This is a genomic window from Maritalea mobilis (assembly GCF_019800885.1).
GTDB lineage: Bacteria > Pseudomonadota > Alphaproteobacteria > Rhodobacterales > Rhodobacteraceae > Roseibacterium > Roseibacterium beibuensis.
In genome coordinates, this window is the sequence record NZ_JAHVKE010000001.1 from 1487357 (window position 1) to 1510371 (window position 23015).

The following is a 23015-nucleotide window of genomic DNA, read 5'->3' on the forward strand; positions in this document are numbered from 1 at the left end:
TCAATACCCGCTGTCTGTAACGAGGATGTGGTGACCCGGCCCGACCTCTCGGTAAACCGAGGGTTCGGGTTCGTAATCGACGGGATGCACCGGCGACGGAATCGGCTTGAAGTTCAGGTCCCGCGCCAGCTTGCGCATGCCGGGATCGGCAATCGGCACCGCCTTGAGCAGCGCTTGCGTGTAGGGGTGCTGCGGGTCTTCGAACACCTGCTGGCGCGGCCCGATCTCGACCACGCGCCCCAGGTACATCACGCCAACATCATGGCTGACCCGTTCGACGACCGCCATATCGTGCGAAATGAACAGGTAGGACAGCCCCAGTTCCTGCTGCAATTCCATCATCAGGTTCAGAACCTCGGCCTGAACCGACACGTCCAGCGCGCTGACCGCCTCGTCCGCGATGATCAGTTTCGGGTTGAGCGCGAGGGCGCGGGCGATCGCGACGCGCTGGCGCTGACCGCCGGACAGTTCGTGCGGATAGCGGCGCATGAAATCACGCGGCAGGCGCACCCGGTCAAACAGCTTCGCCACGCGGTCGGTGCGCTCCTGCGCATCGCCAACGCCGTAGTTGATCAGGGGCTCGGCCACCTGCACACCCAATCGCATCTGCGGATTGAGAGATGCGAACGGATCCTGGAAGATCATCTGCATGTCCAGCCGCGCCTTTTGCAGGTCGCGATGGTTGAGCGCGATGATGTCCTTGCCGTCGAGTTCCACCTTGCCGGATAGCGGTTCGACCAGGCGCAGGATGGACCGGCCGCAGGTCGACTTGCCGCAGCCGGATTCGCCCACGAGGCTGAGGGTGCGGCCAGCATTCAGCGTAAGCGACACGTCCTCGACCGCGTGGACATTGGCGATGGTCCGGCGAAACAGGCCGCCCTTGACCGGGAAGCGGGTCACGAGGTTTTCGACCTTCAAAAGCACCTTGTCGGTGCCGGTGATCGGCCCCGCCTCGACATGCTCGCGGCCCACCAGCTTCATCGGCTCCGGCAGGGTCTTGCCCTTCATCTCGCCCAGCTTCGGCACCGCTGCCAGAAGGGCCTTGGTGTAATCGTGCTTCGGGTTGTTGAAGATCTGCTCGACCGGCCCTTCTTCGACCTTGTGGCCGCGATACATGACGACCACGCGGTCGGCCATTTGCGCAACCACCGCCATATCGTGCGTGATGAACATGACCGAGGTGCCGGTCTCTTCCTTCAACCGGTTGATGAGGCTCAGGATTTCCGCCTGAATTGTCACGTCGAGCGCCGTGGTCGGCTCGTCCGCAATCAGGATCTTGGGCTCGCAGGCAAGGGCGATCGCGATCACGACGCGCTGGCGCATGCCCCCCGACAGTTCATGCGGATACTGCTTCAGGCGTCGCTCCGGTTCGGGGATGCGCACCTGCCGCATCAGCTCCAGCGCCCGGTTGCGGGCGGCCTCGCGCGACATGTTCTTGTGCCGCAACAAGCCCTCGGTCAGCTGACGTTCGATGGTGAACACCGGGTTCAGCGCGGTCATCGGCTCCTGGAAGATCATGCCGATGTCGTTGCCGCGAATATCGCCCATCGTGCCCGAGGGCTGCTTGGCGAGGTCGATGGGCGTGCCGTCCTTGCGGTCGAAGATCAACTCGCCGCCTGTGATCTCCCCGCCGCCGAATTCCACGAGGCGCATCAGCGACAGCGACGAAACCGATTTCCCCGAGCCGCTTTCCCCGACGATGCAGACCGTCTCGCCGGCGCCGACCTCGAAACTGACATCCTCCACCCCGACCACGGTTCCGTTACGCGTTTCGAACTCGACGCGCAGATTGCGCACCTGCGCGATGGGATGGTCAAGCATGGGGGAGTCGCTCCTGTCGGGATGTCGCCTGACGGTAAATCCGGGGTCCATCTGCTGTCAAATGCTGCGATCGCCCAAATGTTGTGCATTCCGCAACGGCAGTAGGCTTGCATTTTGAACAAGTTGCGCGAACCATGCACGGATGCGGCGGACCGCCCCGGCGCTGCTTGCGTCGGGGCGTCACCCGTCCAATCTTCGCCCAGACCGTCGGACAAGGCGGCATAGCTCAACGAGGCTCTGAGCGAACCAACAAGGAGAGAGAGACATAGAAATGAAAAAAACAGCGATTCTCATGGGCGCGGCGGCAGCGATGCTGACTCCGCTCGCCGCTGTGGCACAGGAGGGCGCCGAGCGCGGCTCTTCCGGCCACCTCAACATCATCTATTGGCAGGCGCCGTCGACCCTGAACCCCTATCTCTCGGGCGGCACGAAAGAGGTCGAATCGGCCTCGCTGGTGCTCGAGTCCCTCGCCCGCTTCAACGAGAGCGGCGAAATGGTGCCGTGGCTCGCCGAATCCATCCCGACCGTCGAGAACGGCGGCGTCGCCGAAGACCTGACCTCGATCACCTGGACGATCGCCGAAGGCGTCACCTGGTCGGATGGCACGGCGCTGACGCCCGCCGACTTCATCTTCACCTGGGAATACTGCACCCACCCCGAAGGCGGCTGTGCTCAGGCCAGCTATTTCGACGGTGTGGCCAGTGTCGAAGCGGTCGATGACCGCACGGTGCGCGTTAACTTCGAAGAAGCCACGCCCTTCCCCTACACCGCCTTCGTCGGGTCCGAGAGCCCGGTGATCCAGGCCGCGCAGTTCGCGGACTGCCTTGGCGCCCGCGCGCCCGAGTGCACCGAGGCCAACTTCGGCCCGATCGGCACCGGTCCCTTCGTGGTGACGGATTTCCGCCCGAACGACGTGATCGAGTTCGTGGCGAACGACAACTTCCGCTACCCCGATCGCCCCTACTTCGCCTCCGTGACCTTCAAGGGCGGCGGTGATGCGGCGGCCGCAGCACGTTCGGTTCTCGAAACCGGCGAGTTCGACTACGCTTGGAACCTGCAGATCGACCCGACCATTCTGGCCGAGATGGAAGCCAACGGTCTGGGCACCGTGGTTACCGCCTTCGGCACCTCGGTCGAGCGTCTGCACATGAACCAGTTCAACCCCGATCCGGCGCTTGGCGACATCCGCTCGACGGCCGAAGCTGGTCCGCACCCGTTCCTGACCAACCCGATCATCGGCCAGGCCATGTCGATGGCGATCGACCGCGCCCTGCTGGTGGAAATCGGATACGGAGCCGGTGGTCAGCCGACCTGTAACGTTCTGCCCGCGCCCGAGGCATATGCCTCGACCGCCAACGATGGCTGCCTGGTGCAGGACATCGACGGCGCGAACGCGCTGCTGGACGAGGCCGGCATTGTCGACACCGACGGCGACGGCATCCGCGAGTACGAAGGCACCCCGCTGCGTGTTCTCTACCAGACCTCGACCAACGCTGTCCGTCAGGACACGCAGGCGCTGGTCAAGCAGTGGTGGGCGGAAATCGGCATCGACGCCGAGCTGCGCAACATCGACGCGTCGGTCTTCTTCGGCGGTGACCCGGCTTCGCCCGACACCTTCCAGAAGTTCTATGCCGACGTCGAAATGTACACCAACAACTTCGCCGGTGTTGACCCGCAGGCCTACATGGCCAACTGGGCATGCGACGAGATCCCGGGCCCCGACACCCAGTGGCAGGGTTCGAACATCCAGCGTTTCTGCTCGGAAGAGTATGACGCCCTGATCGCCGAGATGGCCATGACGGCCGACCTCGCCGAGCGTGGCCGCATCGCAATGATGCAGAACGACATGCTGGTTCAGTCCTACTCGATCATCCCGCTGATCCACCGCGGCGGCGTGTCGGCCCATGCCAACACGCTGGGCGGCATCCGCATGTCGGACTGGGATTCCGAACTGTGGAACATCATGGACTGGTATCGTATCCAGGAATGATCGCCTGACCTGAAACGACCGGCCCGCGCGTCCTGCGCGCGGGCCTTCCTATCCCTCTACCCCGGAAAGTCGAACTCATGACCCGAGGCGTTGGCCCATGCTGACATTCACCATCCGTCGCCTGCTTACGGCAATCCCGACGCTTCTGTTCATCAGTTTCATCATCTTCCTGATCGTGAAGCTGTCGCCATCGGACCCGACCGCCGGTCTGCCCCTGACCATTCCGCCAGAGGTGCGCGAGCAGATCCGCGAAAGCCTGGGCGTGAACGACCCGGTCCTTGTCCAGTATTTCAAGTGGCTGAAGCTGATGCTGTGGGATGAGCCGCTGCATCTGATCGATGGCTGGCTCGGGACATCCTTCGCCCCCGAAAACGGGACGCGGATCATCTCCTACCAGACCCGCAGCCCCGTCATGGACCTGATCGTCCAGCGCATGCCGCAGACGCTGTGGGTGGTGGGCACGTCCTACATCGTCGGCATCATCATCGCGATGCCGCTGGGGATCATCTCGGCCTACCGGCAGTATTCGGTGTTCGATCAGATCGGCACGTTCGTCTCGATGGTTGGCTTCTCGGTTCCGACCTTCTTCACCGGCGTTCTGTTCATCGTGATCTTCGCCGTTCAACTGGGCTGGTTCCCGTCGGTCTACGATACGACCCACGAAGTGACGGACTGGGACAGCTTCGTGGTTCAGCTCAAGCAGATCATCATGCCCGTCATGGTGCTTGGCCTTTACAACGCGTCGCAGATCAGCCGCTACATGCGCGCCTCGATGCTGGACAACCTGAACCAGGATTACGTGCGCACCGCGCGAGCCAAGGGCCTGACGGAAAAGACTGTGGTTCTCGTCCACGTGCTGCGCAACTCGATGATCCCGGTCGTCACCGTGATCGCGCTCAACATCCCGGCCGTGTTCGGCGGCGCCATCATCACCGAGCAGGTGTTCAAGGTGAACGGCATCGGCCAGCTTCTGATCATCGCGATCCAGGGCGGCGACGTGCCCGTGGTGCAAACCGTGAGCTTCATCTTCGCCATCCTGATCGTGCTCTTCAATCTTCTCGCCGATATCCTCTACGGCTTGCTCGACCCGAGGATCCGCTATGACTGATCTCCAAGATCCCGCAAACCGCCCGAACCAGCCGTTGCAAACGGCAGGGGCCACCCCGGCCGGCGCCGTCCCCGTCATGGAGATGGAGGCCTCTGCCCCGCCACGAAACCAGTGGTGGGACGTGTGGGAGCAGTTCCGAACGCACAAGGGCGCTCTGTTTGGCCTCGGCTTCTTCATTTTCGCCCTGCTCTTCGTTTTCGTGGGCCCGCTGATCTGGACGATCGATCCGCAATATATCGACATCCGGGCGCGCAATACGGGGCCGAGCCTGGCGCATCCGATGGGTGCCGACCAGCTGGGCCGCGATACGATGGCGCGCATGATGGCGGGTGGGCAGACCTCGATCGCGGTTGGCCTGACCGCGATGCTGCTGGCCCTGTTCGTCGGGACGTTGATCGGCGTGCTCGCCGGCTATTTCAAGAAACTCGACGGGCCGCTGATGCGGCTGACCGACCTGTTCCTTGCGCTGCCGCTGCTCCCGCTCCTCCTTGTCATCATCATGCTGTTTCGCGACCAGCTTCGCGCCGCCTTCGGCCCCGAGGGCGGGATCTTCATCCTGATCGTCTTCGTGATCGGGATCACAAGCTGGATGCAGACGGCCCGCGTGGTGCGCGGCGACGTGTTGGCCATCAAGGAACGGGAGTTCGTGCTGGCGGCCAAAAGCATCGGGACGCGGCCAAGCCGGATGATCCTGCGCCACATCCTGCCCAACGTCATGTCGCCGATCATGGTGTCGGCGACGCTGGGGATCGCCAACGCGATCATCACCGAAAGCGCGCTGAGCTTCCTTGGCCTCGGTTTCCCGTCGGACTTCCCGACCTGGGGGCGGCTTCTGTTCGACGCAACCGACTGGTTGCAACAGAACCCCGAGCGCGTGATCTGGCCGGGCCTCGCGATCTCGCTGACGGTGCTGAGCGTGAACTATATCGGCGACGGTCTGCGCGATGCGCTCGACCCCCGCATTCGCGGGCGCTGACAGCAGAGACCATCACGACGCAACGCCGGGCCAATACGCCCGGCGTTGTTCGTTTCAGCCCATCGGGAACCGAAGGGCGGGCCGTGCATTGGTCTGCGGTGACACCGCATTGGGACCAATGAGCAATCCACAGACCCGCACCCTGACCGAAGGGTCCACCGCACGCGCCTTGGCCGTGGTCTCTGCGCCCATGTCCCTGGGCATCCTCGCCGTGATCTCGATCGGCCTTGCCGACGCCTATTTCCTTGGGCAGCTGGGTCAGGGGCCGCTGGCCGCCGTGGGCTTCATCTTTCCGGTGACGACGGCGATCACGTCGCTGTCCATCGGGCTATCGGCAGGCGCGAATGCCGTCCTCAGCCAGTCCATCGGACGCGCGCGCTCCAATAACGCCGTGCAGCGCGCCGCCCTGCAAGCCATCGGCCTCGGCACGCTTCTTGCAGCAGCGGTCGCGGCGATGCTTTGGCTGGCCTACCCCACGGCGTTTGCGCTGATGGGGGCTGATGAAGAGGTATTGGGCCATATCGGGGCCTATATCCCGATCTGGTGTGCGTCCTTCCCCTTCCTGGCCGCAATGATGGTGGGCAACGCCGCCTTCCGGGCCCATGGCGACGGGATGCGGGCGGCGGCAATCATGGTGTTGGCGGCCATCGTCAATATCGGCCTCGACCCGATCCTGATTTTCGGACTGGGCCCCCTCCCCGCATTCGACGTCGCCGGAGCGGCCTGGGCAACACTCGTGGCGCGTGCGCTCGCCATGGCGCTGGCGCTGACATGGGCGTGGCGTAGGGGGCTGATCGGCAGTTGTGGCAACCCGCTGACCGATCTTGCCCGCAATACGCGCGAGTTGGTGAAGGTCGGCGCCCCAGCCGCGTTTTCCAATGCGATCAACCCGGCAGGCATGGCGCTCGTGACCGCGGCGGTCGCCACCTTGGGCCAGGCCTATGTGGCGGGGTTCGGAGCAGCCACGCGCGTGCAGGCTTTGGCGATTGTCCCGCTTTTGGCGCTTTCGGCGGGCATCGGGCCGGTCGTGGGCCAGAACTGGGGCGCCGACAAGCAAGACCGGGCCAGACAAGCCCTGCGACAGACTTTCCTGATCTGTGCGGCCTATGGCTTGCTCGCCGGCGCTGGTCTGTTCCTTTTTGCCTCGCCCATCGCCGCGACGATCGCCTCGGGCGAAGAGGCTACGCGGCACGCGGCGCTTTATCTCAAGGTCGTCGGGTGGAGCCTTGGAGGTTACGGCATTCTGGTCACGGCCAATGCGGCAATGAATGCGCGGTCCAGGGCCCTTTGGTCCATGTCGCTATCGCTGGCCCGCATCGTCGCCATCTACCTGCCCCTTGCATGGCTGGGCGTTTGGGCGTTCGGCTATATCGGCATCCTTGGTGCGGCGGTGATCGCAAACCTGTTGGCGATCTGCGGGGCGGTGATCGCGACACGGGCGACGGGCCTGTTGCGGTTCAAGATGGGCCGCTTGGCTTGGCCTGCCCGCGTGGCCTCCTCCGGCTGATCAGGACCGGCGCAGCGCGCGTCCGAACAACATGGCCAAGCGGTCGCGGGCATCGAGGTAATCCGGCCAGGCCAACTCTTCGTGCTTCAACCCATCGAGCGCCGCGAGAATTGTGGTGGCGGTGCGATGAGGGTTCCCGTCAATGGCCTCGGGCGCGATGCATCCCGCCATCACCGAGGACGCCAGCCAATCGCCGTAGACGTCCACCAACCGGCGCATCCCCGCGGCAACGATATCGGCGGCTGCCCCGCGCTTGTGCGACAGCAATTCCTCGGCATGCGGGGATCGCATCATTGCCTCGGCCGCGTCGCCAACCTGCACGGCGAAGGCCGCTGTCAGCGCCTCCACCGGGTCATCATGCTGCGCAAGGGTTTCGGCCACGGCCTCGGACGCGGCTGTGAAATAGGCCTCCATCAACGCGCGGAAGATGTCATCCTTGTTCCGGAAATGCAGATAAAGCGCCGCGCGCGACATGCCCGCCCGGTCCGCTATGTCCTGCATTGATGAGCGTCGCAGCCCGAAGCGAAGGAAACTGTCATATCCGGCGTGCAAGATGACGCGTGCCTTTTCATCCGGCACCGATGCGGTGATGCGCTCGAAAAGCGAGGGGATGGGAGGTTGCACGTCCATGACTATTTTCTGACGTTTTCCGTCCAAACCGTCAATTGACATACTGACAAATCACGGCATCTTTGTCAGAAACGTTCAAAGACGCCGCAGGGAGCCAAAGATGCCAACCACGCTGACCGTGAACGGAACCGAATACCAGGTGGACCTGCCCGACGATGTCCCGCTTCTGTGGGTCTTGCGGGATGAGCTTGGGCTGACCGGTACGAAATACGGCTGCGGTGTCGCGTCCTGCGGGTCATGCACCGTGCATATCGACGGCGAAGCGATGCGCGCGTGCCAGGTCGCGTTGGCCGATGTCTGGGGGCCTGTGACAACGATCGAGGGCTTGGGCACCCCGAACGCGCTTCATGCGGTTCAACAAGCCTGGGTCGAGCATCAGGTGGCGCAATGCGGGTACTGCCAATCGGGCCAGATCATGCAGGCCGCCGCGCTGCTCTCTAAAACCCCGAACCCCTCCGACGAGGAGATCGACCTCGCCATGTCCGGAAATCTTTGCCGGTGTGGCACATATCCCCGCATCCGCGCCGCGATCCATGCCGCTGCCGATGCGCTTGGGCGGGAGGGCTGAGCGATGCCGAACTGGGGAAAGATCACCCGCCGCACGCTGCTTGTCGGATCTGCCGCCATCGCGGGCGGCGTTGCGTTCGGCGTCTGGCAGTATCGCCGCGATCTGCCGAACCCGCTGCAACCGGGCGACGGGCAGGCGACACTCAATCCGTGGATCCTGATCGACCAGGACGGCGTCACCCTGATCGCCGCACGGGCCGAGATGGGCCAAGGCGTCTACACGACCCTGCCGGCACTCGTGGCGGAAGAACTCGACGTGGCGTGGGAGGATGTGCGCGTGATGCACGGCCCCGCGGCGCAGGCCTATTACAACGAGGCCTTGATGTCCCACGGCCTGCCCATCAATGACTATGAACGCACCGGCTTCCACGAGGTCATGATCGAAGCCATGACCGTGCTGCCCAAGATGATCGGGTTGCAGGTGACCGGCGGCTCGACCTCGACCATCGACGCGTTCGAGAAACTGCGCATGGCCGGCGCAACCGCGCGGGAGACGTTGAAAAGGGCGGCGGCAGAGAGGTTGAACATGCCGCTTGGGTCGCTGACGACACGCGATGGCAAGGTCATCGCGCCCGGCGGCATCGAGCTGAGATATGCCGAACTGGCCCCAGCCGCCGCGGAGATCGACCCGCCGCGTCGCGTCGCGTTGCGGGACCCGGAAGACTGGCGCTACCTAGGCCGGTCCATGCCGCGCACGGACATGATCGCCAAGTCGACCGGAACCGCGGAATTCGGGCTCGATGTGCGCTTGCCCGGCATGAAATTCGCCGCCGTGCGCCGCAATCCAAGGCTCGGGGGCGGCATGCTGAGCTTTGACGCCAGCGCCGCCGAAGGCATGCCCGGTGTGGAGCGTGTCGTCGATCTGACGGACGGGATCGCCGTTGTCGCCAACAACACGTGGCTTGCCATGCAGGCCGCTGACGCGGTCGAGATCGAGTGGGCGGCGGCCCCCTACCCCGACACGTCGGACGAGATGCTGAACGTGATCCGCGCCGCATTGGACAACGAACCGAATTCCATGCTGCGCGACGATGGCGATCTCGACGCGCTGGACATCGCCCCGGAAGATCGCGAGATCGAGGCGGAATACACCGTTCCCTGGCTGGCCCACGCCACGATGGAACCGATGAACGCGACGGCCCTCCATACCGGGGACGCGCTGGACATCTGGACCGGCAGCCAGGCCCCCGGGTTTGCCGAGCAACGCGCGGCCGAGGCGGTTGATCTGGACACAGACCATGTGACCTGCCACGTGACCTTTCTCGGCGGCGGATTCGGACGGCGTGGCGAGACGGATTTCGTCGTGCAAGCCGCCCGGGTGGCCCGCGCGATGCAGGGCACACCGGTCAAGGTCACATGGTCCCGCGAAGAAGACATGCGGCATGACTTCTACCGCCCGGCGGCGGCGGCACGGATGCGCGGTGTCTTGCGGGGTGGCTTTGCCACGGCATTGGAAGGGCGCGTCGCAGCGCCCTCGGTCACCCGGCAGTCCATGCAGCGCATGACGGGCCTGTCACCCAGCGGCCCGGACAAGGGCCATGTCGAGGGGATGTTCAACCAGCCCTACGCCATCCCGAATTACCGGGTCAGCGGGCATCTTGCGGATCTGGACGTCCCGATCGGGTTCTGGCGGTCGGTCGGCAACTCGTTCAACGGGTTCTTCATGGAAAGCTTCATCGACGAGATGGCCGCTGCCGTACAGCGCGATCCCCTGGCCTTCCGTCTGGATCTGGCACGGCGCGAACACGCGCCCTCGTCCGGTGTGCTGGAGGCCGTTGCCGAAATGTCCGGCTGGACAGGCCGCACCCCCGAAGGAACCGGGCGTGGCGTCGCGCTGACCTATTCCTTCCACACCGCGGTGGCCGTCGTCGTCGAGGTCACGGACCAAGGTGGTGATGTCTCGATCGATCGGGCCTGGGTGGCCTGCGATGTCGGAACGGCGTTGGACCCGGCCATTATCGAAGCGCAAATGTCCGGCGGCGTGATCTGGGGCCTGTCGGCGGCGGCCATGCAGGAAATCAGCTTTGCCGTGGGCGAGGTGGAGCAGTGGAACTTCCCGGATTTCGACTCGCTGCGCCTGCATAACAGCCCCGAGATCGAGGTACGCATCCTTGAAACGCAGCCCCATTTGGGCGGCGTGGGCGAACCCGCCGTGCCACCCTCCATGCCCGCCTTGGCCAACGCGATCTATGACCTGACGGGCGAACGCGTGCGGGATCTGCCGCTGAACCGCCGCCTGTCCTTCGTGATCTGACGGCGGAGCGGGGCGCTGCCCCGGACCCCGGCATATTTCGCGGATAAAGATGGGGCAGGTGCCTTGCTTGTCTCAGAAGAGCGAGCCCTGATCGGGGGGGGGATCTTTCTTCGGCGATTTCGACGCCTTCGGACGGGGCGACGCAGACGTCGGTGTCACGCCAAGCTTGCCATCCGCGAATTCGATCTCCAACGCGGGCTGTCCTTCGGCCTGCGCAAGACGGGTTACGACACTGTCGCCACCGCGGATCACCGCGTAGCCGCGTTGCAAGGTCGCCTCGTACCCCAATGTCGCCAGAAGCCTGCCAAGTGAACTGAGCTTGTCGCGCCGTGTGCGCAGGTCGGCGCGGGCCGCACGATCGAACCGACGCGACAGGTCATCCAACCGGTCCCGGGCCGTAGATTGCCGCGCCGAAAGGCGCGACGGATCGAGCCGCCCCGCGAGAGAGGTCAGACGTTCGCGCCGGCTGCGCAGGGTCGACGCCAGCCGCGCAGGCGACAATCCTGCCGAGGCGCGGCCAAGGGCCAGTCGCTTGGAGGATACCGCGCGCTCCAGCGCGGGGTTGAGGTTCGAGGCCAGGTGGTCCAGCTCGCGCCGCCGGATCTGTGTCGCGTGGCGCAGGGCGGGACCAAGTTGCAGGACCAGCCGGTCGAGCCGCTGCCGCGGCGCATCGAGCAGGCTGTCGGGGCGCGGCAGGCCGCGCGAAAGATCGCCAAGCCTCTGCCGCCGCAGGCCTAACGCCTGCGTCACGCCGCGGCTGAGATACCCCTCTTGCGTGCGCAGCCAGTTCAACAGGTCCATCCGCACGGGCACGGCGATTTCCGCCGCTGCCGTGGGCGTCGGTGCGCGCTGGTCAGACGCGAAATCGATCAGCGTGGTATCCGTCTCGTGACCCACCGCCGAGATCAGGGGGATCCGGCTGTCGGCAGCCGCGCGGACCACGGCCTCGTCGTTGAACCCCCAAAGATCCTCCAGACTGCCGCCGCCGCGCGCGACGATCAGGAGATCGGGGCGCGGGATGGGGCCACCCTCCGGCATGGCGTTGAAGCCGCGTATCGCGCGGGCCACCTCGGGTGCGCATTTCTCGCCCTGCACGGCAACGGGCCAGATCAGGACATGCCGCGGAAAACGATCCCGCAACCGGTGCAGGATATCGCGGATGACGGCGCCCGAGGGCGACGTGACGACGCCGATGACGTCGGGCAGGAAGGGCAGCTTTTGCTTGCGGCTCTCGTCGAACAGGCCTTCGGCGGCCAGGGCCGCGCGGCGTTTTTCCAGCATCGCCATCAGGGCCCCCGCCCCGGCTGGCCGCAGATCCTCGATCACCAACTGGTACTTCGACTGCCCCGCAAAGGTGGTCAGTCGCCCGGTTGCGATCACTTCCATGCCTTCTTCCGGCGCATGGCTCAGCCGGCTGGCGACGCCTTTCCAGATCACGGACGCAAGAACCGAGCGGTCATCCTTGAGGTCGAGATAGACATGCCCCGACCGGGGGCGGCTGAGGCGCCCGATCTCGCCACGCACGCGCACATGGGCAAAGCTGCCCTCGATTGTCCGTTTCACGGCCCCCGAAAGCTCGGACACGGTGAACTCCGGCGCGTTGCCGGGGCTGTCGTCGTCGATCAGATCATCCATGCCCGCAGTCTTAGTTGCAGGAGCGGCCGGCGCAACCTCTCTGCAAAGGGTCGCGGCAGGGCGTTATTGTGCCCGCGCCCAAGCGGCGGTATCCCGTCGCGACCGAGACGAAAGGATACCTGCCCGTGAACATCCTGATCCTTGGCGGTGGCGGCCGCGAACATGCGCTGGCCTGGGCTGTCTTGCAAAACCCGAAATGTGATCGCCTGATCGTTGCCCCCGGCAACGCAGGCATCGCCGAGATTGCGGAATGTGCGGATCTCGATGGGGATAACCCTGTGGAGGTTTCCGAGTTTGCAGCCGAGAACTCGATTGATTTCGTGATCGTCGGTCCCGAAGCTCCCCTAGCAGCTGGCGTTGTGGATATGTTGATGGATGCAGGGATTCTGGTGTTCGGGCCGAGCAAGGCCGCCGCTGAACTGGAAGCGTCGAAGACCTTCACCAAGGAAATCTGCGATGCCTGCGGCGCACCGACGGCCGCCTGGGCGCGGTTCACCGACGCCGAGTCGGCCAAGCGGCACGTGCGCGACGCGGGCGCGCCGATCGTCGTGAAAGCCGATGGCCTTGCGGCGGGCAAGGGCGTGGTCGTCGCGATGGACGAAGACACGGCCCTCGCCGCCATCGACGACATGTTCGGCGGCGCGTTCGGCACCGCCGGGGCGGAGGTCGTCATCGAGGAATTCATGACAGGCGAAGAGGCGAGCTTCTTCGTCCTGTCCGACGGGGAAACCGTCCTGCCGATCGGCACGGCGCAGGATCACAAGCGCGTCGGCGAAGGCGATACCGGCCCCAATACGGGCGGCATGGGCGCGTATTCCCCTGCCCCCATCATGAGCGACGCGGTCACGGCGGCAGCCCTCGACCAAATCGTGAAGCCGACGGTCGCCGAAATGGCGCGTCGCGGCACGCCCTACCGTGGGGTTCTCTATGCCGGCCTGATGATCGAAGACGGCCAGCCACGCCTGGTGGAATACAACGTGCGCTTCGGCGACCCGGAATGCCAGGTGCTGATGATGCGGCTCGGGGCGCAGGCGCTCGACCTGATGCTGGCCTGCGCCGAAGGGCGGCTGGCGGAGATGCAAGTCACATGGGCCGAGGATCATGCCATGACGGTCGTGATGGCGGCCCAAGGCTATCCCGGCGCCTATGAGAAAGGCAGCGTGATCGGCGGGCTCGAAGGCCTTGCGGAGGACTCGTTCAACATGGTGTTTCACGCCGGAACGAAGAAAGTGGACGGTCAGATCACCGCCTCCGGCGGTCGTGTCCTGAACGTCACCGCCCGCGGAGACAGCTTGCAGGAGGCACGGGATCGCGCCTACGCCATGGTCGACCGGATCGACTGGCCCCAGGGGTTCTGCCGCCGCGATATCGGCTGGCGCGCGCTGGGGCCCGTCAGGGACGGGTAACTGACACGTCTTCGCCTATGACAGCCAGCTCGCGTAGTCCGAGACAAGGAGATGCGTCGGCGCTTCATCCTCGTCGATCGCAGCAAAGCGCCCGATCGGATCACGGAACCAATTGTCGGTCTCGTCATCGTTGACGGTCGACACCTCGCCGATCAGCACGTCACCGCCCTCTCCCCAGAAGGCGTGCCAATCGCCGGGCATGAGGGTCACGCTTTCGCCCGGGGCAAAGGTCAGGATCTCGCCCGGTACGAAGTGGCGGGTGATCCCGTCACACAGGACGGTTCCGCCAGCGCTCTCGTCGAAGGACCCATCGGGCGCGGAACCGAAAAGCTCGATCGCCAAGGTCGCGCCACCGCGATTGATGATATCCTCGGCCTTGAGGTAGTGGCGATGCATCGGGCTGATCTGGTCCTGCTTCGAGATCAGCAGTTTCTCGGCATAGCACATGCCGGTGCCCCGTTTCAGGTCATCCAGCCGCCCGTTGCGCAGGGTGAACAGGAACAGCCCGAGCTTGTCGAAATCGCCCTGCCCGTAATCGGTGATGTCCCAGCCCATCCGGCCTTCGATCAGCCGGTCGATCTCGGCCCGGCGCGCTTTCATCTCGTCTGGCGTCCAATAGGCAAACGGCGGAAGCACGAAGCCGAAGGACCGGATGAAAGCATCGGCCTCGGCCATGATTGCATTGATTTCGGAACGTTTCATTTGCGGCCCTTGCGTTTCAGATCGCCTTGATGCGGCATCCTGTCTTCCCTGACAAGGCCGGCGTTTTGCACGCAGGCGCCATGTGCCCTATTCTGCCCCGACGAGACCCGTCGGAGAGGCCCGCATGATCATCGCCCTAGTCCAGATCCCGCTCGACGGGCCGAAACGCGATCATGACTTCGTCGCGCAGCAATCGTTGGACGCGACCCGGATCTTTCACAAGGTAAAGGGGCTGAAGCGCAAGTATTTCCTCAACAGCGAGGCCGGGGGCGGCGGCATCTACGAGTTCGCAACCCGCGAGGATGCCGAAGCCTGGTTCAACGAGGGTTGGGCCGACTGGATGGAGGGGCGTTTCGGCGTGCGCCCCACCCTGACCCTGTTCGACAATCCCGTGGTGCTGGACAACGAGGCCGCGGAGGTCCGTGTGGACGGGGCGCCCGTGGCGCCGCCCTGGCTGGACGAAACCTGACCTTTTCCGGCCAAAGGCACCCTGCGCGCAGCTGACGCGCGGTGGATATGCACACCGGCCGCCGTCGCCAATGGACTTTGCATCTGCGGCACGGATAGGGTTGGACCGGGCATCGAGCATGAAATGGAACGGGCATGGAAGGCATCCTGCTACAAGGCACGATCTACCTGACCGCTATGGTCATCGCGGTGCCGCTTTCCGTGCGCTTCGGCTTGGGGTCTGTTCTCGGGTACCTGATCGCCGGCATCATGATCGGCCCGGTCCTTGGCCTGGTCGGATCCGAAACCGCCGATCTCCAGCATTACGCCGAGTTCGGCGTTGTGCTGATGCTGTTCCTGATCGGTCTTGAACTGGACCCCAAGGGCCTTTGGGAGATGCGCAAAAAGCTTCTCGGCACCGGGGGTGCGCAGATCCTGCTGTCGACACTCGCCATCGCCATAGGGGTCTACCTGCTTGGCCTGCCGCTCCCGACCTCGCTGGCGGTTGGCTTGACCCTTGCGCTGTCCTCCACGGCCATCGTGCTGACGACGCTGACCGAAAAGAACCTCATGCGGACCGAGGGCGGGCGCTCGGCCTTCTCGGTTCTGTTGACGCAAGACATCGCCGTTATCCCGGCCCTGGCCATCCTGCCGCTGCTGGCCTTGGGGCGCAGCATTACCTTTTCCGAGGACGGGTCGATCAATCGCACCCCCGAGGAAGACGCGCATCACACCATGTCGCTGGTCGAGGGGTTGCCGGCATGGGGGGTGACCCTTGTGACGCTGGCCGCTGTCGCGGCGGTCATCCTGGCCGGGCGCTACCTGTCCCCCCTGCTCTTCCGGTTCATTCACGCCAGCCGCATCCGCGAGATGTACACGGCGGTGGCGCTGGTGATCGTCGTCGGGATCGCCTTCTTGATGATCCTCGTCGGACTGTCCCCCGCGCTTGGCGCCTTCCTTGCCGGGGTCGTTCTGGCGAATTCCGAGTTCCGCCACGAGCTTGAGGCGGATATCGAGCCGTTCAAGGGGCTGTTGCTGGGCCTGTTCTTCATCACGGTCGGGGCCGGCATCAATTTCGGAACACTGTTCGGAAACCCCGTGCTGATCATCGCACTGACCATTGCGCTGATGATCGGCAAGGGACTGGTCCTTCTGGTCATCGCGCTCGCCTCCGGCCTTCAGGGGCGCGATCGGTGGCTGTTCACGCTCGGCCTCGCCCAGGCGGGCGAGTTCGGCTTCGTCCTTGTGGCGTTCGGCTTGCAGCAGGGGGTGTTCCTGCCCCGCATCGGCGAGATCATATTGCTCGTGGTTGCACTTTCCATGCTGCTTACGCCGCTATCCTTCATCGCCTACGAGTTTATCGGCAAGCGGTTGGCCAGCGAGCCGGAGGAAACACCCCAACATGACGAAATCGACGAAAAAGCCCCGGTGATTATCGCCGGCATCGGGCGGTTCGGTCAGGTCGTGAACCGGATGGTGCAGGCCTCCGGCTTTCGCACGGTGGTTCTCGATAGTGACCTCGCCACGATCCAGTTGATGCGACGCTTCGGCTTCAAGGGGTTCTTCGGCGACCCGACACGGCCCGAATTGCTGGCCGCCGCAGGGCTGGACGAGGCCAGCGTTCTCGTCGTGGCGGTCGATGACAAGGCGGCTGCCGTGCAACTGGTCGAATATGCGCGGCGGCTGCGCCCCGATATCGCCATCGTCGCCCGTGCCCATGACCGCTTGCATGTCTACGAGCTCTATAACGCCGGGGCCGACCATATCGTGCGCGAGATGTTCGACAGTTCGCTGCGGGCCGCGCGCTACGTCCTCGAAGACATGGGGTTGAGCGATTACGAAGCCCATGAGCTTGAGATCGCGTTCTATCGCCACGACCGTCAGAACCTGCGCGAATTGGCCGAGCTGTGGAAACCGGGTGTGCCGGTCGCCGAAAACACGGCCTATGTCGAACGTTCCCGCGAACTGAACAACAATCTCGAAACCGCCCTGCTCAGCCAACTGGACGGGCTCACCGAAGAAGCACCGACCGAGGGGCGCAGGCGCCGCGGCGATGCTGGCGCCCTGGCCGGGACGCTTCGCGGGGTGGCGCCAAGGCGGCCCGGCGGTCGCGACACTTAGGGGCCGGCGGCTGCCTCAGGATGGGTGGCGGCATCGTCCCCGCCCCTTCTCGACCAGATCCAAAAAACGCCCGCTGCAACATCTGCAACGGGCGTTCTTTTCCTGTGCTGCCGTGACGCCCCTCTATGGATGCCTGTCACCTGGCCCCCGGAAGCGACACGCAGCGCGGTCAGGCCTTGTCAGCAGGGGCGAACCGTGTAGGTGCCATCCCCGTTCGAATAGGCGCAGTTTCCGGTTTGCGCATTCCGTGCAACCAGCGTGCCGACGGCGGCACCGGCCAGCGCAGCGACGATCGTCCAGTTGGCGTTGGCGTTCAGCGCGTTGGCGGTGATCAGGCCAGCACCCGCACCGGCCAGCAGGCCAAGGTTGGCCTGATCCTGCGGGCTGAGGTTCTGGCAGCCAGCCGTGCCAAGGGCAGCGACAAGCGCAATCGGTGCGAAGATCTTTTTCATTCCGGGTCCTTTCAGATGTCAGACTGGGTGGCAACGCATGACGCGATGCAGAGGTTCCCGTCCCCCGAACCTGTTTCTATCACAAAGAAAAACCCGCCGCGACAGGCACGGCGGGTCTGGATTTGCTTAGCGATAATACGCCGATAGGCGCGATCAGGCCGCGCGGGCCGTCAGCACCTCGTCAACCTGGCGCTGCGCGTTGGCCTCGTCCATGCCTTTCACGGCCGCCAGCTCGCGGGTCAGGCGCTCGAGCGCGGCTTCGTAGAGCTGACGTTCCGAATAGGACTGCTCGCGCTGATCGTCGGCGCGGTGCAGGTCACGGACCACCTCGGCGATCGAGATCAAGTCGCCGGAATTGATCTTCTGCTCATATTCCTGGGCGCGGCGCGACCACATGGCCCGCTTGACCTTGGCCTTGCCCTTCAGCGTCTCCATCGCTTTGGACACGACGTCGGGGGAGCTGAGCGAGCGCATGCCGATCTCGGTCGCTTTGGCCGTGGGCACGCGCAAGGTCATCTTGTCCTTTTCGAACGAAATGACGAAGAGTTCGAGCTTCAGGCCTGCGATCTCCTGTTCTTCGATCGAAACGATCTGTCCCACGCCATGGGCAGGATACACGACATAGTCATTCGCGCTGAACTCTTGCGACTTCCGTTTGGTCATTGGCAGTTCCTTTTTGGTTCCGTGGCGTCGGAAGCCCGTTCATGAGCGACACAAATTGCCCGCGGAAAACCGAAGCCTTCCACCAGCAAGGGATGTGAATCGCTGAACTAAGTCGGGTTGGCAGACCCGGTCGACACTACAGACAGACAATTTTTGTAACCGTCATATAACATAAAAAACGGCCACTTTAAAGATTCGCGCACGGCAACACTGCGTTCCCTCTTTGAATAAAGGGGGTTACACGTCACTTTTTGGATCGCACCGCCGCTTCGGACCCCAAGATTTCATGGCCCTGCGAATCGGATACGCGCCGTTTCGTCTGTCCGTTACCCGCCTTCGCCGGGCGCTTCGGACAACATGCCCATCTTGTCGGGCTTGCCGTCCATCTCATCCGCCGTCGGGAGCGGATCTTTCTTGGTGATGATCACCGGCCACATCTCGGCATATTTCCGGTTGATCTCGACCCATTTTCCCATCTCGGGTTCCGTGTCAGGCCGGATCGCGTCAGCCGGGCACTCCGGTTCGCAAACACCGCAGTCGATGCATTCGTCAGGGTGAATGACAAGAAAGTTTTCGCCCTCGTAAAAACAGTCGACAGGGCAGACTTCCACACAATCGGTGTACTTGCAGGCAATGCAATTTTCGGTCACGACATACGTCATGCGATACCCTCGGATGGTCGTTCTTGGGGTCTGCTACGCGAGGCGAATGACCGATGCAAGCCTCGGCACCCACCCTGTGACATCAGACCATGTGTTGGGGAACTGTAAAGCCAGGTTGACAGCTTTCCAAGACCAACCCGAGCGTCTGGATGCGATTTTTTCGCGCAGCTTTCAGTCGTCTTCTGCCGCGCCGCGAAACGCGTCGAGGTCGCGCCGTGTCTTCTTGGTCGGGCGCGGGCCAACCCGGGCCGGGGCTGCGACTTTGTCTTCGGGCGGTGTCAGGTCGTCGTAGAGGGTTTGCGCCTCGCTCGCCGGGCCACGCCGCGTCGCAAGCGCCGCAATACGGACAACGCGGATCTGGCGCCCCTGCGGAAAGGTCAGGACGTCCCCCTCTCCGACGCTGGCGGCAGGTTTCGTCACACGGTCGGCATTGACCCGCACCGCGCCTTCGGACACGCGGCGTGCGGCAAGGCTCCGGGTCTTGAAGAACCGCGCCTGCCACAACCAGCGATCGAGTCGATCCGTGCGCTTGGGCTCTGTCAAATGGCGTCAGGACCGGTCTTTGAGGGCCGCCAGGGCCGCGAACGGATTGTCCGGGTCGATCGCCTTTTCTTTCTTCTTCGGGGCGGACGAGAAACTCCGCGGCTTGTCGCCATGCTTGGGCTTGCCGCCCTTGCCGCGGGGTTTGCCGCCGCCTTGCTTGCGACCGGATTTGGGCTTGCCCCCCGGGGTTCCCCGGCCCGCATCCGCGCGATCTCGCGGCGCACCACCGGCCCGACGGCGTGGCGCCCAGGCGAACGTGTAGAACACTTCCATCTCAGGCTCTGCCCCGGTCTCCGGCGTTTCCGCAGGCGGCGTGGCCGGAGCCTCGGACGGAGTTTCGTCCGGCATCTCGGTCGGCGCTTCAGCGGGGGCTTCGCTCGGGGCTTCGACCGGCGTCTCGGCCGGGGTATCGTCCGGCACCTCGGTCGGCGCTTCGGGGTCGGGCGTATCTGCCCCTTCCAGCCCGGTTGGGACAGTCGCGCCAAGCGGCGTCTCGTCCACCGTTTCCGGTGCATCGGTCGCAGCGGGTTCCGGCGCGGCCTTCACCTTCGCACGCTCCCCGCGTTCGGCCTTGTAGCCCAAACCGCCCATGAGGTCGGCGAATTGTTCGAGGGTCAGGCCCGTGATCGACAACATGTCGGCCGTCGCTTCGAACCCGCCGCGCGTGTCCTGTCCGCGCAGCATGTCGGCAAGACGCTCCAGCATGTCGATGCGGATCGCGCGTGTGCCAGCGGTGCGGTAGCCCGCCATCGTGTAGTATTCGCGGCTATGGGCCGTGTCGTTGGGGATGGTCACGAGGCCCGGCGGCGGGCTGTCGGGCAACTCGTCCATGCCCTGCGCCAACCCCCAAAGCACCAGCCGCAGGCGGGTCGGCGCGGGCTTCAACAGGGCGGGCTGGAAGATCGTGAACTGACCGAACCGCACCCCATGCTTGCGCAGCAGGCCGCGCGCCTCCTGGTCGAGCGCCTTGATGTCGTCGGCGATCTCGGTGCGCGGCACGATGCCGAACCCTTCGAACAGGCGGAAGGCCACGCCGCGGGCAAGCCCGGTGATCGTTTCATCGCGCGACATGGCGACGAGCGGCTCGAACTGGGCGGCGATGCGGCGGTCAACGTAGTGCTGCAAACGCCGCTGCACTTTCTGGATCACCTCGGCGCCGGCTTCTTCCTCGACGAAGGCCTCGGCCGTCGGGCGCAACACCTCGGGACCGGCGACCAGTTTGCCAACCGCCATCTCGCCCCACATCAGACCGCCCTGTTCGGTCAGGTCGAACTCGGTGTCGGGTGCGTTGTACATGCGGTCGGCGCGCAGGTGAAATTCCGGGCGCAGGGCGGCCATGGCGGCCTGCCGCAGCGTCTTGGCTTCGTCCGGGCTGGCTGTCTCATCCTGAAGGAAACGGAACCCTGCGATCCGGCCGAGCACCTGGCCTTCGACAGTCACTTCACCCTTGTCATTCACATCGGCCACCAGGCTCTCCTTCTGTTTCAACCGGCGAAGGAGGACACTCGTCCGCCGGTCGACAAATCTTTGCGTCAGCGCACCATGCAAGGCGTCCGACAGGCGGTCTTCTACGGCACGGGTCGTCCCGCGCCAATGGGTTTCGTCATCAACCCACCCCGAGCGCTGCGCGACATAGGTCCATGTGCGGATATACGCCAAGCGTTTCGACAATGTGTCGATATCGCCATCGGTCCGGTCGATCCGCTTGACCTGCCGGGCCAGCCAATCGTCGGGAACACGGCCCGTTTCGTGGAGAAACCCGAAAATGCGCCCCAACAGGTCGGAGTGTTCGGCATGGCTGATTCCCCGGAAATCGGGGATGCGGCAGACATCCCACAGGAGTTTCACATCCCGCGCATCGCGAACCCGCTCGGCAATCTCGCTCCGCGCGGCTAGGTCTTTCAGCGCCTTGAGGTCGTCGGCCTCGCGGGCGCGGGCCAGCCATTCGTCATCCGTCCGTTCTTCCAGCGACGCGATCAACCGCTCGACCGATCCGAAATCGAGGTCCGAGTTACGCCATTGCAGCTTTCGCACGGGCGCAAAGCGATGCTCCATGATCGCTTGCGCGAGACCGTCATCGAGGGGCGGCGCCTCCCCCGTGACGCCAAAGGTTCCGGCCTGCGTATGGCGCCCGGCCCGCCCCGCGATCTGGGCCAGTTCGTTCGGCATGAGGTCGCGCATCCGTCGCCCATCGAACTTGCGCAGGCCCGAAAAGGCGACATGGCGAATATCGAGGTTCAGGCCCATCCCGATGGCGTCGGTGGCCACCAGCACATCGACATCGCCGTTCTGGTAAAGCTCGACCTGGGCGTTGCGGGTCCGGGGCGAAAGCGCCCCCATGACCACCGCGGCGCCGCCCTTTTGGCGGCGCAACAACTCGGCGGTGGCATAGAGATTATCGACCGAGAACCCCACGATCGCGCTGCGAGGGGGCATCCGGCTTATCTTTTTCGAACCTGCATACACAAGCTCTGAAAAACGTTCGCGGCGCATGAACTGGCACCGCGGCACCAGCGCCGCGATGGCGTTGCGCATCGTGTCCGCACCAAGGAACAAGGTTTCGTGCAGCCCGCGCGCATGCAGCAGCCGATCCGTGAAAACATGGCCGCGCTCCAGGTCGCCACACAGCTGGATCTCGTCCACGGCCAGGAAATCCGTTCCCAGGCCCATGGGCATCGCCTCGACGGTGCAGACCCAGTATTGCGTGCGCTCGGGGACGATCCGCTCTTCGCCGGTGACCAGCGCAACCACCGACGGGCCGCGCAGGGCGACGATCTTGTCATAGACTTCGCGGGCGAGCAGACGCAGCGGCAGCCCGATCATGCCGGTGCGATGCGCCAGCATGCGTTCAATCGCGTAATGAGTCTTGCCCGTGTTGGTGGGGCCGAGCACGGCGGCAACGCGACCGCGTCCGCTCAAGTCCTGCATGGCAAATCCCCTTCGGGCCCGAGGCGCCGCTGCCTAGAGCGTCCGGCCTTCCAGCTGACGCTCGATGCGTTCGATGCCGCTTTGTATTTCGGGATGGTGGGGATGTATAGCGCGGGCGGCTTCGAAGGCGGCCAGCGCATCTTCCAGTTCGCCCATCTCTTCCAGCATGAAGCCAAGCCCGCTCAGCGCGCCGAAGTGACGGGGCTCAAGCACCAGGGTGCGCTGGATATCGGCAATCGCGGGGCCGTAGCTGCCCATCTCGAAAAACAGCGTGGCGCGGGTGTTCCAGCCTTCGGCAAATTCCGGCGCATGATCGGTCAGCGCGGTCAGATGGTCGTAGGCCACCGGGAAATCCTGCGCTTCCATCGCCTCGCGCCCCATGCGCAGCAGGTAGTCCGCCGTCGCCGAGCCAGAGCGCGACCATTCCTGGTAAAGCTGCGCCTCGACCACGTCCCAGTTCCGCAAATCCGGCTGGGCGAGTCGATCCAGCAACTCGTCGGCCGTGACTTGGGCCGCTGCAACTACGGGAAACCCGCAGATGACTGCCGCGACGAGAACGTTGAGAATGCGTTTCGGAAACCTCATGGTTTGTTTTGTAGCACG

At 64.5% G+C, this 23015-nt stretch carries 18 protein-coding genes and 1 pseudogene; 9 read left to right on the plus strand and 10 right to left on the minus strand.

Annotated elements, in window-relative coordinates; all coding sequences use genetic code 11:
• Complete coding sequence (locus KUV65_RS07185; RefSeq protein WP_222188904.1) at window positions 1–1821, minus strand: ABC transporter ATP-binding protein; 1821 nt, start codon at window positions 1819–1821, stop codon at window positions 1–3.
• A 271-nt stretch (window positions 1822–2092) separates the two neighbouring features.
• On the opposite strand from KUV65_RS07185, the gene KUV65_RS07190 reads away from it, so the two are divergent.
• The 4 genes from KUV65_RS07190 (at window position 2093) to KUV65_RS07205 (ending at window position 7402) form a co-directional block, all read left to right on the plus strand.
• The gene (locus tag KUV65_RS07190; protein ID WP_222188906.1) at window positions 2093–3811 is read left to right on the plus strand and encodes a peptide ABC transporter substrate-binding protein; all 1719 of its coding nucleotides are present in this window, start codon (window positions 2093–2095) and stop codon (window positions 3809–3811) included.
• A 97-nt stretch (window positions 3812–3908) separates the two neighbouring features.
• A complete protein-coding gene (locus KUV65_RS07195) occupies window positions 3909–4919 on the plus strand; it encodes an ABC transporter permease (RefSeq protein ID WP_222188908.1) in 1011 nt (336 codons plus the stop codon).
• A gap of 82 nt (window positions 4920–5001) precedes the next feature.
• Window positions 5002–5895 carry an ABC transporter permease gene (locus tag KUV65_RS07200; RefSeq protein ID WP_445159133.1) on the plus strand — a complete coding sequence of 298 codons (894 nt, stop codon included), beginning with the start codon at window positions 5002–5004 and terminating at the stop codon, window positions 5893–5895.
• Between the two features lie 118 nt (window positions 5896–6013).
• On the plus strand, window positions 6014–7402 hold the full coding sequence (locus KUV65_RS07205) for an MATE family efflux transporter (protein WP_222188910.1): 1389 nt from the start codon (window positions 6014–6016) through the stop codon (window positions 7400–7402).
• Here the strand turns inward: KUV65_RS07205 and KUV65_RS07210 are convergent, their stop codons facing one another.
• Complete coding sequence (locus KUV65_RS07210) at window positions 7403–8032, minus strand: TetR/AcrR family transcriptional regulator (protein ID WP_222188912.1); 630 nt, start codon at window positions 8030–8032, stop codon at window positions 7403–7405.
• 100 nt (window positions 8033–8132) lie between these two features.
• Here KUV65_RS07210 and KUV65_RS07215 point away from each other — a divergent pair, with 100 nt between their 5' ends.
• A complete protein-coding gene (locus tag KUV65_RS07215; RefSeq protein ID WP_222188914.1) occupies window positions 8133–8600 on the plus strand; it encodes a (2Fe-2S)-binding protein in 468 nt (155 codons plus the stop codon).
• Window positions 8601–8603: 3 nt separating this feature from the next.
• Complete coding sequence (locus KUV65_RS07220) at window positions 8604–10853, plus strand: xanthine dehydrogenase family protein molybdopterin-binding subunit (protein ID WP_222188916.1); 2250 nt, start codon at window positions 8604–8606, stop codon at window positions 10851–10853.
• Window positions 10854–10925: 72 nt separating this feature from the next.
• On the opposite strand, the gene xseA is transcribed toward KUV65_RS07220, so the two are convergent.
• The gene (gene xseA / locus KUV65_RS07225; RefSeq protein ID WP_222188918.1) at window positions 10926–12488 is read right to left on the minus strand and encodes an exodeoxyribonuclease VII large subunit; all 1563 of its coding nucleotides are present in this window, start codon (window positions 12486–12488) and stop codon (window positions 10926–10928) included.
• Between the two features lie 125 nt (window positions 12489–12613).
• Here xseA and purD point away from each other — a divergent pair, with 125 nt between their 5' ends.
• Complete coding sequence (purD, locus tag KUV65_RS07230) at window positions 12614–13894, plus strand: phosphoribosylamine--glycine ligase (protein ID WP_222189658.1); 1281 nt, start codon at window positions 12614–12616, stop codon at window positions 13892–13894.
• 15 nt (window positions 13895–13909) lie between these two features.
• Here the strand turns inward: purD and KUV65_RS07235 are convergent, their stop codons facing one another.
• Window positions 13910–14596: a D-lyxose/D-mannose family sugar isomerase gene (locus KUV65_RS07235; protein WP_222188920.1), complete on the minus strand. Its 687-nt coding sequence runs from the start codon at window positions 14594–14596 to the stop codon at window positions 13910–13912.
• 124 nt (window positions 14597–14720) lie between these two features.
• On the opposite strand from KUV65_RS07235, the gene KUV65_RS07240 reads away from it, so the two are divergent.
• On the plus strand, window positions 14721–15065 hold the full coding sequence (locus tag KUV65_RS07240; protein ID WP_222188922.1) for a hypothetical protein: 345 nt from the start codon (window positions 14721–14723) through the stop codon (window positions 15063–15065).
• Between the two features lie 134 nt (window positions 15066–15199).
• Complete coding sequence (locus KUV65_RS07245) at window positions 15200–17164, plus strand: monovalent cation:proton antiporter-2 (CPA2) family protein (protein ID WP_222188924.1); 1965 nt, start codon at window positions 15200–15202, stop codon at window positions 17162–17164.
• Between the two features lie 179 nt (window positions 17165–17343).
• Here the strand turns inward: KUV65_RS07245 and KUV65_RS07250 are convergent, their stop codons facing one another.
• The 6 genes and pseudogenes from KUV65_RS07250 to KUV65_RS07275 all read right to left on the minus strand — a co-directional run bounded on the left by KUV65_RS07250 (window position 17344) and on the right by KUV65_RS07275 (window position 22997).
• Window positions 17344–17616, minus strand: coding sequence for a hypothetical protein (locus tag KUV65_RS07250; RefSeq protein ID WP_222188926.1), 273 nt, complete (start codon window positions 17614–17616; stop codon window positions 17344–17346).
• A 171-nt stretch (window positions 17617–17787) separates the two neighbouring features.
• Window positions 17788–18261, minus strand: a pseudogene (locus KUV65_RS07255) (CarD family transcriptional regulator); the annotation flags it as partial.
• A 344-nt stretch (window positions 18262–18605) separates the two neighbouring features.
• On the minus strand, window positions 18606–18941 hold the full coding sequence (fdxA, locus tag KUV65_RS07260; RefSeq protein ID WP_222188930.1) for a ferredoxin FdxA: 336 nt from the start codon (window positions 18939–18941) through the stop codon (window positions 18606–18608).
• Window positions 18942–19112: 171 nt separating this feature from the next.
• Window positions 19113–19484: an RNA-binding S4 domain-containing protein gene (locus tag KUV65_RS07265; protein ID WP_222188932.1), complete on the minus strand. Its 372-nt coding sequence runs from the start codon at window positions 19482–19484 to the stop codon at window positions 19113–19115.
• 6 nt (window positions 19485–19490) lie between these two features.
• Window positions 19491–22412 (minus strand): helicase-related protein, encoded by a 2922-nt coding sequence (locus KUV65_RS07270; protein WP_222188933.1) that lies wholly within the window; start codon window positions 22410–22412, stop codon window positions 19491–19493.
• Window positions 22413–22445: 33 nt separating this feature from the next.
• Entirely contained in the window at window positions 22446–22997 is a 552-nt protein-coding gene (locus tag KUV65_RS07275; protein WP_222188935.1) for a tetratricopeptide repeat protein, read from the minus strand.
• Window positions 22998–23015: the final 18 nt, after the last annotated feature.